This window comes from Pseudomonas sp. PF05 (assembly GCF_056521845.1).
The window spans coordinates 1-13,296 of the sequence record NZ_JBWLPW010000018.1 but is presented as its reverse complement, the minus strand read 5'-3'; the positions used below and the strand labels follow the sequence as shown (position 1 = coordinate 13,296).

General features: G+C 58.9%; 11 protein-coding genes. 5 read left to right on the top strand and 6 right to left on the bottom strand.

Annotation, left to right across the window (positions count from 1 at the left end):
- Window positions 1-90: 90 nt before the first annotated feature.
- On the bottom strand, window positions 91-426 hold the full coding sequence (locus AC09SL_RS24350) for a hypothetical protein (RefSeq protein WP_064107091.1): 336 nt from the start codon (window positions 424-426) through the stop codon (window positions 91-93).
- A gap of 540 nt (window positions 427-966) precedes the next feature.
- On the opposite strand from AC09SL_RS24350, the gene AC09SL_RS24345 reads away from it, so the two are divergent.
- From AC09SL_RS24345 to AC09SL_RS24330, 4 genes are all read left to right on the top strand, one after another.
- The gene (locus AC09SL_RS24345) at window positions 967-1,542 is read left to right on the top strand and encodes a TRAP transporter small permease (protein ID WP_058544359.1); all 576 of its coding nucleotides are present in this window, start codon (window positions 967-969) and stop codon (window positions 1,540-1,542) included.
- Entirely contained in the window at window positions 1,539-2,819 is a 1,281-nt protein-coding gene (locus AC09SL_RS24340) for a TRAP transporter large permease subunit (RefSeq protein ID WP_058544358.1), read from the top strand. Before AC09SL_RS24345 ends, AC09SL_RS24340 begins: the two co-directional genes overlap by 4 nt.
- A 55-nt stretch (window positions 2,820-2,874) precedes the next feature.
- Window positions 2,875-3,894: a TRAP transporter substrate-binding protein gene (locus tag AC09SL_RS24335; protein WP_058544357.1), complete on the top strand. Its 1,020-nt coding sequence runs from the start codon at window positions 2,875-2,877 to the stop codon at window positions 3,892-3,894.
- A gap of 278 nt (window positions 3,895-4,172) precedes the next feature.
- Entirely contained in the window at window positions 4,173-5,843 is a 1,671-nt protein-coding gene (locus AC09SL_RS24330; protein WP_058544356.1) for a BCCT family transporter, read from the top strand.
- A gap of 49 nt (window positions 5,844-5,892) precedes the next feature.
- Here the strand turns inward: AC09SL_RS24330 and AC09SL_RS24325 are convergent, their stop codons facing one another.
- The 3 genes from AC09SL_RS24325 to AC09SL_RS24315 all read right to left on the bottom strand — a co-directional run bounded on the left by AC09SL_RS24325 (window position 5,893) and on the right by AC09SL_RS24315 (window position 9,374).
- Entirely contained in the window at window positions 5,893-6,612 is a 720-nt protein-coding gene (locus AC09SL_RS24325; RefSeq protein WP_058544355.1) for a 3'-5' exonuclease, read from the bottom strand.
- Window positions 6,609-8,486 (bottom strand): DUF294 nucleotidyltransferase-like domain-containing protein, encoded by a 1,878-nt coding sequence (locus tag AC09SL_RS24320; RefSeq protein WP_058544354.1) that lies wholly within the window; start codon window positions 8,484-8,486, stop codon window positions 6,609-6,611. The genes AC09SL_RS24325 and AC09SL_RS24320 overlap by 4 nt, the downstream gene beginning before the upstream one ends.
- A 96-nt stretch (window positions 8,487-8,582) precedes the next feature.
- Entirely contained in the window at window positions 8,583-9,374 is a 792-nt protein-coding gene (locus AC09SL_RS24315; RefSeq protein WP_058544353.1) for a transporter substrate-binding domain-containing protein, read from the bottom strand.
- A 450-nt stretch (window positions 9,375-9,824) separates the two neighbouring features.
- On the opposite strand from AC09SL_RS24315, the gene AC09SL_RS24310 reads away from it, so the two are divergent.
- Entirely contained in the window at window positions 9,825-10,706 is an 882-nt protein-coding gene (locus AC09SL_RS24310; protein WP_196764492.1) for a hypothetical protein, read from the top strand.
- A 150-nt stretch (window positions 10,707-10,856) separates the two neighbouring features.
- Here AC09SL_RS24310 and AC09SL_RS24305 read toward each other — a convergent pair whose 3' ends face one another.
- Window positions 10,857-11,489 carry a response regulator gene (locus tag AC09SL_RS24305; RefSeq protein WP_058544351.1) on the bottom strand — a complete coding sequence of 211 codons (633 nt, stop codon included), beginning with the start codon at window positions 11,487-11,489 and terminating at the stop codon, window positions 10,857-10,859.
- Between the two features lie 31 nt (window positions 11,490-11,520).
- Window positions 11,521-12,882 carry a cache domain-containing protein gene (locus tag AC09SL_RS24300; RefSeq protein ID WP_058544350.1) on the bottom strand — a complete coding sequence of 454 codons (1,362 nt, stop codon included), beginning with the start codon at window positions 12,880-12,882 and terminating at the stop codon, window positions 11,521-11,523.
- Window positions 12,883-13,296: the final 414 nt, after the last annotated feature.

Genomic DNA, 13,296 nt, shown 5'->3' with positions numbered 1-13,296 from the left:
GTCGGGAGTGAAAGATCAAGATCAAAAGATCGCAGGCTTCGCCAGCTCCTACAGAGTCGAGCGGGAGCAGTCTCTGGCCACAAAGTCGCTTCACACCGGGCTGCGTTCACGCAACTCCTGCAACCGATCAGCCCCCCCTTCAGCCACACGATTCTCAAGCAGACGATCGGAGCCGCCCTCGGCCACGCGATTCTCGAGCAAACGATCGGAGCCGCCTTCGGCCACGCGATTTTCGAGCAAACGATCGGAGCCGCCTTCGGCCACGCGATTTTCCAGCAAGCGATCAGCCCCGCCTTCAGCCAGCTGTTGCGCCTGGTTGTGAGTCGATGCACTGGCTGCGGTGGCCGAGGCGATATTGGCCAGGCCGACACCGCCAACCAATGCCAGAGCGATAGCCAGGGACGATACTTTCGAGAAATTGAACATGGTGATTCTCCTTGCGCTTGATTGAGTGGGTCCGTGGCAGCGAATGTGTTGCTGTCCGGTGATCACAGTTAAACGCGCGGATGTATCGACGATGTGTGCCAGGGGAGGGCGAGATCCGTTGTTTCGTATCAGTGCGCATTTCAGATACAGACCGATACAAATCTGTTGAGGCGTGGCGTGGCGGGGGCGCGTGCTGGCTGCTCAACGAAATGAAAAATCGCGAATTGCCTGGTCGATAATCGCACGCTTTGCGGTGGATCCCCGGCTGGGTTATTGACCAAACTAACCGGGTGGTACATTTTATCGACACCTGTCTTGCCCAACGTGTCCAAGACCATAATAAAAAATAGAGGAATACCCATGCCTATCCGTCTGCGAGCCCCCCATTTCCCCTTGATTCGTTGTTCCAGCCCTGGAGCATCTTCCAGCCCTGGAGCATCTTCCAGTCTCTCAGGTTTGATCCGATAGCGGCCCACGCTGTTTACGGTCTTATCGCGCCAGTGGGATGTCGGCGCTCGACAAGCCTCGGAGTTCTTCAAGATGACAAAAGTCGTGGATCTGTATTTCAAGCTGCTCAAGCTGCTGATTGTGTTGTGCATGGTCGCGATGATCGTGCTGGTGTTCGGCAATGTGGTGCTGCGTTACGCCTTCAACTCTGGCATCAGTGTGTCGGAGGAGCTGTCGCGCTGGTTCTTCGTCTGGATGATTTTTCTCGGTGCCCTGGTGGCGCTCAAGGACCGCGCTCACCTGGGCATGAACAGCCTGATCAAGCGCTTGCCGCCGGCCGGCAAGCGTATCTGCCTGGTCATCAGTCATCTTGTGATGTTGTACATCTGCTGGCTGATCTTCAGCGGCAGTTGGCAACAAGCAGTGATCAACCTGGAGGTGGTCGCTCCGGCATCAGGTTTGTCCATGGCGCTGTTTTACGGTGCTGGCCTGGTGTTCGGCGCCAGTGCCGCTGCGATCCTGCTCTACGAGCTCTACCTGGCGCTGTTCGGCAAGCTGGGGGATGACGAGCTGTCGATGGTCAAGGACAACGACGCCGAGGTGATCACGACTAACTCCATCACCGCAGACCCCATCACCCCTAACTCCATCAAGAGCACCCGCCCATGACACTGGTTATTTTCCTCGGGTCCTTGATAGGCAGCATGGCACTGGGCATGCCCATCGCGTTTGCCTTGCTGGTGGTCAGCGTGGCGTTGATGTTCTATCTGGATCTGTTCGACGCGCAAATCATTGCCCAGAACCTGCTCAACGGCGCGGACAGCTTCCCGCTGATGGCCGTGCCGTTCTTCATGCTGGCCGGCGAAATCATGAATGTCGGCGGCTTGTCCAAACGCATCGTCAACATCGCCATGGCACTGGTGGGGCACAAGCGCGGTGGTCTCGGTTACGTGGCTATCATCGCGTCCTGCCTGCTGGCGTCGCTCTCCGGTTCGGCCGTAGCCGATGCGGCGGCACTGGCGGCGTTATTGGTGCCCATGATGGTACTGGCTGGGCACAACCGGGCGCGCTCGGCGGGCTTGATCGCTGCCGGCGGCATCATCGCGCCGGTCATTCCGCCGAGCATTGGCTTCATTGTCTTTGGCGTGGCGTCCGGTGTGTCGATTTCCAAGTTGTTCCTGGCCGGCATCGTGCCAGGGATCATGCTCGGGGTGGCGCTCGCCATTGCCTGGTGGTTCGTCTCCCGCAGCGAGAATGTCCAGACACCACCCAAGCAATCGCGTGCCGAGGTCCTGCGGGCATTGGTTGAGGGCAGCTGGGCCATGGGCTTGCCGATCATCATTATTTTCGGCCTCAAGTTCGGTATTTTCACCCCGACGGAAGCGGCGGTGGTGGCGGCGGTCTATTCGCTATTCGTATCCCTGGTGATCTACCGGGAAATGAAAGTCAGCCAGTTGTACGAGGTGATCCTGTCCTCGGCCAAGACCACTTCGGTGGTGATGCTACTGGTCGCCGCCGCCATGGTTTCTTCCTGGCTGGTGACCATTGCCGACCTGCCGAGCCAATTGGCGGCGGTGCTCGAGCCGTTCATGGACAGCCCGACGCTGTTGTTGGTGGTGATCATGCTGATGATCATCCTGGTCGCCACGGTCATGGACATGACGCCAAGCATCCTCATTCTCACACCCGTGCTGATGCCGGCGGTCACCCAGGCGGGCATCGACCCGGTTTACTTTGGCGTGTTGTTCCTGATCAACACCGCCATCGGCCTGATTACCCCGCCCGTGGGCACAGTGCTCAATGTGGTGAGCGGGGTTTCCAAGCTCAATATCGAGGAAATCGTTCGGGGCGTGTGGCCGTTCCTGCTTGCGCAACTGGTGGTGCTGTTCCTGCTGGTCGCATTCCCGCAGCTGGTCTTGGGGCCCTTGAAGTTCTTCACCGGTTGAGGCCGGTGCAAGCCGTAGTAGCTCAACTTAAAAACAATAACGATCGGAGAGTGACATGGGAAAACTGATGAAAACCCTGATGGCCGGGGCATGTGCGACGGGCTTGCTGTTGACCAGCGTGGCCAGCCACGCAGATGAAATCCGCGAACGCACCCTGCGATTCGCATTCCAGAACGTCAAGGAGCATCCACAAGGGCAGGGCGCGCAGAAGTTCGCCGACCTGCTCAGCGAAAAGAGCGGTGGCAAGATCAAGGTCCGCCTGTTCCCAGGCGGTACGTTGGGCGGCGACGTGCAAACGGTTTCGGCGTTGCAGGGCGGCACGCTGGACATCACCGTGCTCAACTCCGGCATCCTGGCGGCCCAGGCACCGGATTATGCCATGCTCGATTTCCCGTTCCTGTTCAACAACGTCGAGGAAGCCCATGCGGTCATCGACGGTCCGGTGGGGCAGAAACTGGCCGCGCAACTGGACAGCAAAGGGCTGGTAGGGCTGGGTTATTGGGACCTGGGTTTTCGCAACCTGACCAACAGCAAGCACCCGGTGACCAAGCTTGAAGACATGCAAGGCTTGAAGATTCGCGTCATTCAGTCGCCGATCTACCTGGAGACTTTCTCCGCCCTGGGCGCCAACCCGGTACCGATGGCGTTCCCCGAGGTCTACACGGGCCTTGAGCAGCACACCATCGACGGTCAGGAAAACCCTTTCACGGTGATCGAGGGCAACAAGTTCTACGAGGTGCAGAAGTACCTTTCCGTTACGGGCCACATCTTCAACCCACAATCGTTGATCATCAGCCAGAAAACCTGGAACCGCCTCAACGACGACGAAAAGGCGATGATCCGCTCGGCCGCAGCCGAGGCGCAAACATTCCAGCGTGAAATCACGGCCGCGAGCATGGACAAGGCCAAGGCCACGTTGGCCGCTGCCATGACCGTCAATGAAATCAGCCCGGCCGAGAAGGACCGCTTGCGCGAGCGGGTGAAGCCGGTGGTCGACAAGTTCGCCAAATCCCTGGATGGCCAGTTGGTCAAGATGATGTATGACGAAATTGCCAAGGTACGTGCCGCGCAGTGAGTTGAAGCCAACCCCCGATTGACGGGGGCTACGAAGGGTGCCGGTGACTGTCTCGGCGCCCTTCGTTGCGCCTGGGACAAGGCAAGAACCAAGGCCGGTGCAGTGCCTTTCTCGGCTCGGATTGCCGTTTGTAGAACAGTCATGGCCGGTCTCGATGTCCCAATCATCGCGCTAAACTTGTTAGGCTATGGCGCACACATCTCGTTTTCACTTTGAAGCGGCGGGACTCATCAGGCCATAGGCGCGCATGCGCGTGCTGTATATCAAAGGAGGTTCACGTGGGTAAAAATCCTGTAGACGATCTATCAGGAAAACCCCAAACGCCCGGAACGGAGGGGATACCAGCCCCTAGCGGCGAGGCAAATCTCATCGAAACCGACTATGTCATAGGGCAGGACAATATCTGCGGGGAGTTCTCGTTCTCCCTGGATATCCATGGCAAAGTCTTCCTCATCTCTGCCGTCACCATTCTGCTGTTCGTCGTCATCACGTTAGCCCTGCAAAATGAAGTCGAGCCGCTTTTCAGCGCATTGCGCAGTTGGTTGACCGGGCACCTGGCCTGGTTCTTCATGAGCGTCGGCAATATCTTCGTATTGCTGTGCCTGGCGCTGATTGTTTCGCCACTGGGCAAGGTCCGATTGGGCGGTCGCGAAGCCACGCCGGATCATACGTACCTGGGTTGGTTCTCCATGTTGTTCGCCGCCGGGATGGGCATCGGGCTGATGTTCTATGGCGTTGCGGAGCCAATGTCGCATTACGCCGCCGCGATGGGCGGAGTCACGGTCGATGCCAGCGGGGCGCGCACGGACTGGGCCCCCCTTGGCGGTGCCGCGGGCGACATGAAAGGCGCCGCGGAGCTGGCGATGGCGGCGACGATCTTTCATTGGGGGCTACATCCTTGGGCGATCTACGCCATCGTTGCATTGTCCCTGGCACTGTTTTCCTTCAACAAAGGCTTGCCGCTGTCGATACGCTCGATTTTTTACCCGCTGCTGGGTGAGCGCGTCTGGGGATGGCCCGGGCACATCATCGACATCCTGGCGGTCTTTGCCACGCTGTTTGGACTGGCGACCTCGCTGGGTATCGGTGCCGAGCAGGCCGCTGCGGGGATCGAACACCTGTTCGGTATCCCGTCCACCAATGTCAGCAAGGTGGTACTGATCATCGGCATCACCCTGATTGCGCTGTGGTCGGTATTGGCCGGGCTGGAGAAGGGCGTCAAGTTGCTGTCCGAAATCAACATGGGCCTGGCGCTCCTGTTGCTCCTGTTCATCATCGTTGTGGGGCCAACCCTGGCCATCCTCACTGGCTTTTTCAAGAACGTGGTGACCTACGTTGAATACCTGCCGGCCTTGTCCAATCCTTTCGGGCGCACGGACACCGAGTTCACCCAGGGGTGGACTGCGTTCTACTGGGCCTGGTGGATCAGTTGGTCGCCGTTCGTCGGCATGTTCATTGCCAGGGTCAGTCGTGGCCGTACCGTTCGTGAGTTCCTGATTTCGGTATTGCTGGTGCCTTCGCTGGTATCGGTGCTGTGGATGACTACCTTTGGCGGGACGGCCATTGATCAGGCCACCCTGCAAGGCTTCAGCGGCGTGAAGGATGCGGTCCTGGAACTCAAGCTGTTCGCAATGCTCGAAGCGCTTCCCCTCAAGGAAATCTCGTCACTGCTGGGCATTGTGCTGGTGATCGTGTTCTTCATCACCTCCTCGGACTCCGGCTCGCTGGTGATCGATACGATCACGGCAGGCGGAAAGGTTGACGCCCCCGTCCCGCAACGGGTCTTCTGGGCAGTCATTGAAGGCGTGATCGCCATCGCGCTGTTGTTGGGAGGCGGATTGATTGCCCTGCAAGCCATGGCGGTGTCCACCGGATTGCCTTTCGCCATTGTCCTGCTGCTGGGCTGCATTTCGCTGGTCAAGGGATTGATGTCCGAACCGCGATCCTGATTGTCGACCTGCACCGATGATGGAGGTGTTTCATTCTCCATCATCGGGCTCAGTCCCAGAGTTCTCCAATCGCAACGCCAGGGCTGTAGTGAGTGGCTATTTGTGCTTGCAGCAGTTCGGCCGTGGCCAAGGCATCGGTCAAGGCCTGATGGGCGTGATAGGGCGGCAGGTGATAACGCAGGCGGCTGTCTGCCAGCCGGATGGAGACGGGAGGGCGTTGCAACAGTCGGTCTAACCAGCTGCGATGCCCCCGGACCTGCCGCGCTTCGAGTTGCATGGTGTCAATGACTGGAAATTGCAGGCCTTCTCCCAAATGGCGACGAAACGCCTGATCCAGAAAGTCACGTTCGATGGCCCGGTAGTGCACGACCATGATTTTCCCCGCCATTGCTTCGAGCATGTGCTCCATGACGTCCGGCAACCGGGGGGCATGGCGAATATCTGCGTGGGTGATGCGGTGGAACGTCACCGATTCGTGGGACAGGCGCGCGGGCTTGATGATCCAGTACAACGCTTCGCCGCAGCGTATTCGCTTGAGGGTCAACGGCATCAGGGCGATGCTGACAATGCTGTCGCTGCGAGCATTCAAACCGGTGGTTTCCAAGTCCATGGCCAGCAGGTCCACCTGCTCCAGCGGCGTCTGTGCGTGGGCAACGCCGGCCTGATAGAAGCGCTGCAAGAGAGGGTGCCTGGCTTGCTGCGCCAGTTGTTCAAAGCGTGTCGGCCAGTCCGGTGTTGTCTGTCTCTTCGAGTTCTGTGAATCGTTCATCGTGCTGGCCGTACGTGGCCGGGATAGCGAAAGCGCAAGAATTTTTGCGCATTGCTCAACACTTGGAACGCTTCCTTGAGGTTGTGGCGTTCAGTGGTGGAAAAACGCTCCGGCTCGATGTAATTGTCGGGTGTTTTGCCCTGTTCGATGGCATGGGCCTGGTGCCGTATGCGCACCATCGAGAGGAACTCCAATGCGTAGCGTAGATGATCGATGGCTTGTGGTTGCAGCCATTGCGTCGTGCTGATGGCTTCGAGTCGATCAAAGGAGTTCTGTGCGGTGCTCCCGCAAGCCAGTGCATGAATTCGGATCAGGTCGGTGAGAGGCGCTGTGCCACGCCCCTTCAGGTTGATGATCTGCTTTTGCTCGCCGTCTGTTTCCATGACGAACGTGCGGAAGAAACCCAGGGGGGGCGTCCGATTCAGTGCATTACGAGCCATTGCCGTCAGGAAGGCTGGCGTCACCCTTGATTTTTCAGCGCAAAGCGCTTTGAGCGTGTCGACCATTTCCAATCGGCCATAGACCCCGTCCAGGTCAAAGAAAATACAGCAGTTAAGCAGGGTGGCGGCGCTGGGCTTTTCAATCCATTGGGTGAAATAGTCGCGCCAGACTCGCAACGGCTGGCGCCACTGAACGTTGGTCGCCATGATCCCGCCCTTGCAGTAGCTAAAGCCGCACGCGGCGAGCCCATCACTGACGAACGTGGCCAGTTTCCTGAAATACTCATCGTGCAGGGTCGGGTCGAAACGATCGTCCAGCACCAGGGCGTTGTCCTGGTCGGTCACCAGCAGTTGTTCGTCCCGTGCCATCGAGCCCAGCACCATGAAGCAGTATGGAACCGGCGGCGGCCCCAGTTCCTTTTCTGCCAGTTCCAGCAGACGCTGGGTGAAGGCGCGACCAATGCCTGAGATGGCGCTGCCGATCATGTGGGCGGTGGCGCCGTCGCGCACCATGCGAATGTAGGTGCCGCGTAGATCCCGCAGCAATGACCGCAGACCTTCGATGCGGGTCTGGTTGGAGATGCTGTTCACCAGGTACAAGCTGCTCTGGGACTCGTGCCGGATAATGTCCGACAGATTGATCAGGCCCAGGGTGCGCCCCTTGTGCACCACGGGAAGGTGGTGAATGTTGTTTCGAAGCATGCACAGCATCGCCTCGAACAGCGAGTCGTCGGCCTGGATGGCCACAGGATCGTTCGACATCACTTCGCCGATGGTGGTGTCGCCGCTGCGGTTGGCGGCCACCACGCGAGTGCGCAGGTCCCGGTCGGTCACGATGCCGAGCATTTCCCCAGGGTTATTGCCGGCCCGTTCCAGGACGACGACACAAGAAACGCTTTGTTCGGTCATCAGCTGTGCGGCTTCCCGGACGCTGGTTAGTGGCGTGACCCAGACCAAGTGCCGGGAAATCAATGCACGGGATTTAAGCTGGATCAAGTCGCTCGCGCGCCCTTGGGCTTCAACGGCCGATTTGAGCCTGGAATGACCTTCGGCTTCGACAAAGTCGGCGAAGCTGTCATGTCGTTTGCACAATTGGGCGATGATATCTGCCGGGATGAAATAGATCAGGCTATCTTCCAGGGCCTTGGCCGGAAAACGCACCTTGTTGCTGCGCAGCAGGCCGGCCTGACCGAAGATATCGCCTTCCACCAGGCGGTCGTACAACTCGCCGCTGCGCCGATAGATCTCGACTGCGCCGCTGCGCACATAGTGGAGGTCATTGATGACGGCGCCCCCTTCGAGAATAACGCTACCGGCCTTGAAATAGGCAACTTCGACACGCCGGGCAATGTCTTCCAGCGTTGCCTGGGGCAGGGCATCGAATGGGGGAAATCGATGCAGGTGCTCGCTGATTTCCAATAACTCGATTTGCATGGGGCCTCGTGGCTGTTCGCGTGAGAGGCCAACATGCCAGACCATGGCGTCGCGCACAAATCCGATACTGGCGAGCGTGCGCGAGCACCGGTTAAGTCACTGGCCTTCAGGCACCGCCAGCCACTTCCCGATCACCTTCTGGTAGCTGCCATTGGCCTTGCTCAGGTGCAGCCACTGGTCCACGTACATCTTCCAGGTGGCGTCATCGCGAGGCAGCAAATAGGCCTTCTCGCCATATTGCAGGTAGCGGGTCGGGTTGACCGCGCACAGGCCTGGCTTGAGTTTTTGCTGGTAGAGCGCTTCTGACGCGTCGGTAATCATCACGTCGGCTTTCTTGTCCAGCAGTTGCTGGAAGATGGTCACGTTGTCATGGAAGCTGAGTTGGCCGTTGGGCAGGAACGCCCGGACGAAGGCTTCGTTGGTGCCGCCGGCCGGCTCGACAAGACGCACCGAAGGCTGGTTCATCTGTTCGACGGTCTGGTAACGCTCCTTGTCTTCGCAACGCACCAGGGGGATCTTGCCATCCACATCCAGGGTGTTACTGAAATAGGCTTTCTTCTGGCGCTCCAGCGTCACCGAAATCCCGCCCATGCCGATGTCGCATTGACCGGCAACCATGTCCGGCATCAGGGTTTTCCAGGTGGTCTGCACCCATTGCACCTTGACGCCCAGGCTGGCGGCCAGCGAGTGCGCCATGTCGATGTCGATGCCTTCGTATTCGCCGGTTTCGTTCTTGAAGGTATAGGGCTTGTAGTCGCCGGTGGTGCACACCTTCAGTTCGCCGCGTTGCAGGACCTGGTCCAGCAGCGAAGGGGCCGGCTCGGCCAGGGCGCTGCCAGAGAGCGCCAACAGGCCACAGAGCGTCATCGAGCTTGTTATGTTTTTCATAGTGATTGGACGTCTCGCAAGGGAGGGACAAGACGGGCGAGTGTAGTAAAGTGCCAGCAGGCTGTCACTGCGGTACCGAGGTGAGTGGTCAACCTGCCGCGGTCCCGGGACTGCGTTGCTGCTGACTTTCCAGATAAGCCCAAAAACATATCCGCCATGGCACCGGCATGCGTCTGGATTTCTTCGCCGAAGCGGGGCGTTGCCGAATCTCACCGCACCAATGGGGATGAAGCGGCGGGTTACAAGCCTGCGATCGACCTCTGCTGGCGACATCCGGCCTTTTCGGATCGACCCGGGGCGAGAGTGAACTGGAGATATATAGTAGGTTTCGTAAACCTCGCCGAGATTAGAAATAGGGTTGATTGCGAACAAGTCTATAAAGCTGTCAACTTTGACAGTGGAGACTCACAGGTTCTTTGCCCAATGTGGATTTGCAGCAAAGCCTTTTTCATGGCTTTGCAAAGCTGCAATATTCTTCGGAGGTGGGCAATGGACAAATGCGGACAATCAGCAATTCGTACAGTTTTCTTTAGCGTGTTGATGGCGATGACCGCGTCATCAGGTCAGGCGCAGGATGCGTTGCGCACTATTCCGCCTGATGCGGGCAGTCGGCCGACGGAACCGGATGGAAAAATGGGCGTGCCGCGTGAGGTGGATGGAGACGCAAGGCCTTCTTCGCAACCCACCAGCACGTCCGCGGCGCATTCCGGTGTGCCAGACGAGAACCCAAGGGTGCCTCAACCGCTTTCAATGCAAATACGAGAAACCGGCATTCAAGTCACTGCAGTGCCCCCGAATCCTGACGCCTCGGGGCAAGGTGGATGGGGAAACTGGGGAAGCCCTGCGTATTGCCCGTCAGGGACGATGGTCCTCGGATTTCGTACCAGGGCCGAGCCTGCGAACAGCGACAATACCGCACTGAACGCGGTGCAATTGGTGTGTGGGGAAGTGGCTCCCAAAACGTCGCAGCGCGCCTTGACCAGGATTACCAGCCTGGAAGCGAGCTGGGGCAATTGGGAAAGCGAAAAGTTATGCCCGAATCTGAAGCCCGCTATTGGATTTGCTATGTCGATACGACCTTATCAAGGTACAGGCGACGATTGGGCGGCGGCCAGTCTTGTTCTTATTTGCGCAGAAAAGGACGCGCAAGGTAAAAATATTGAGCTCATCAGCGATGCGCCGGCCTGGGGAGCATGGACAGCTAATTTCATGTGTCCGGCGGGCGAAGCGATCACCGGCTTCCGAACAAAAGTGGAGCCTTACCAAGGCTCCGGCAACAGGGATGACGATACAGCCCTGAATGCGATGCAGGTTTACTGCAGTAGATGGTAACCGGACATCACGGAGCAATTGCAAATGCCCTCGCGGTGAAGGTCGGTAAGATCTCGGTCGTAAACGTGACAAACGAAACGTTGAACGCACACGCGTAATTTTAGCGACCCTGTGATCTTTCTATCTTGCCACAGGGCTTGCTGCCGATCCCTAGCGCGAAATGATCCCGTGGTCGATCGCGTACTTCACCAGGGCCGCAGGCTTGTCTATGTTCAGCTTGCGGCGAATGCTCAGGCGATGGGTCTCGACGGTCCGCACGCTGATGTCCAGTTCCCGGGCCATTTCCTTGTTGTTCAGGCCCTGGACCATTTTGTACAACACCTGGCTTTCGCGCGGCGTCAGCTCGTTATCGGTGTTTTGGTCAGTGGCGAGCCGCTGGGCGATCTCGGCGCTGTAGAACGTGCCGCCGCTGATGATGGCTTCGATGGCCGCGATGATTTCCCGCGACGGCGCGTTCTTGAGCACGTAGCCGCTGGCGCCGGAGCGCACGGATTCGCTCACGTACTCGTAATTGTCGTACATGCTGAGGATGAGGATCTTGAGGTGGGGGTATTGCTTGCCCAGCAGCCGGGTCAGCTCGAGCCCGTTCTTATCCTTGAGGCCGATGTCCATCAGCAGCAGGTCTGGCTGGCAGCGACCGACCATTTCGATCGCCTGTGCGCCGTTCTCGGCTTCGCCCACCACGTCCAGTTGCGGCATCACCGACAGCAGGGCCTTGATGCCGTCGCGGACCAGGGAGTGATCATCGACCAGCGCGACGCGAATCACGGGGGGCAGGTTCATCGGCAAGTGCTCTTGTTGGAAGGGGCACGCATCAGCTTTCCGTTACCGAAAGATTCATGGGCAGCAGGATGTCCAGTTCGCTTCGTCCCGGTACCGAGGTCACTTCCAGGCGTCCGCCGAAATGCTCGACCCGTTCGCGGATATTGCGCAGGCCGATGCCGGCATGGCCGCGTTCTACTTGCGGGACGTTGAAGCCCATCCCATCATCGACCACCGTCAGGCGCAAGGATTGGCTGGAGCCGAACAGGGTGATGCCGACGCTTTTCGCCCCGGCATGGCGCTCGATATTGGTCAGGGCTTCCTGGGCAATGCGGAACAGCGAGACAGGGGCGCCATTCTCCAGGCGGCAATCGAATTCGTTGCTTCGGTAGGAGACTTCCAGCCCGCTGCGCTGTTGGAACTCGGTCGCGAGCTGGCCGATGGCGGCGGGCAGGCCCAGGGTGTCGAGCAGGGACGAGCGCAAGTCGTGGGAGATGCTGCGGATCTCGCCGATGGCTTCGCCCAGCCGGTCAGTCGCGTTCTTCAGGATGCCCAGGCCGTTTTCCTGGCCGTTCTCCAGCACGTGGCTGGCCAGTTCGAACTGGAATTTTATCGACACCAGCAACTGGCTGATGCCGTCGTGCAGCTCGCGCGAGACCCGCGAGCGTTCTTCTTCCTGCAAGCTGACGATGCGCTGGTTCAGGCGCTGCAGCTTTTTGTCGGCCAGGCGATGTTCGCTGACGTTGAGGGTCATGCCGCCAGCGAACACCAGCAGGACCGCCACCAGGGCAATGGCGGCGATGGCTTGCATGGTGCTGTGGATGCCACGGGCAACTTCGTCGCGGGCTTGCTGGGTGGCGCGCTCGACATCCTCCAGGTAAATCCCGGTGCCGAGCATCCAGCCCCATTTGTCGAGCATCACGACATAGGCCAACTTGTCGGTGACCTGGCCGGAAGAGGGCTTGTTCCAGGCGTAGCGCTGGAACCCTTCGCCTGACTCGGCGCTCTTGATCAGCGCCTGGATGACCGGCAGGCCGTGGGGATCCTTCATGTCCCACAGGTATTGCCCCACCAGTTCCGACTGACGGGCGTGCATGAGGCTGCGGCCCTGGCGGTCGTACACGAAAAAGTACCCGTTGATGCCGAAGCTGAGTTTGCGCAGTTCTTCCAGTACCTGCTGTTGCGCGCGCTCGTCCCCGCGGCCGTTGTCATACAGCGGGGCGATCAGGCTCTGCGCCATCTCGACATAGTTCTTCAGCTCAGCGCGCTTGCTTGCCAGGATGCTGTCTTCGATCAGTTGAGCCTGTTGGTCGCCCAACTGGCGATTGAGCGAGATCACCAGGGCGCAGATGACCGCGATGGCCAGGACCAGCGGCAGAATCCCAAGGGCGACGATCTTGTGTTTGAGCAGCATCTGTACTCCTGTCGGGCTCGACGGGATGGAGGTGAATGGTGGGCATCATAACTCTGTGGGAGCAAAGCTTGCTCGCGATCACGTCGGATCAGCCAGCATTGTTGCTACCAGACGCACCGCTATCGCGAGCAAGCTTTGCTCCCACAGCAATTGTCCTGCATTTGATTGCATAGGCTTTCATAGAGCAATCCAACAAGTATCTACGTAGAACTACGTAGGTGCCCCGTACGTAGTACTGCGGATTTATTTATTGACGACTTGCAGGGATATTGGGCCGGCTCCGAATAGCCGGGGCACACTATAAAAACAATCGCCGCAATCCACTGGATATCGGCAGGAGACATGCAATGACAACCCGTCTGGTTAAACACCTCGCCTGGTTTGCCGTGGCTGTTCTGGGAGCCTGTGCGTTGA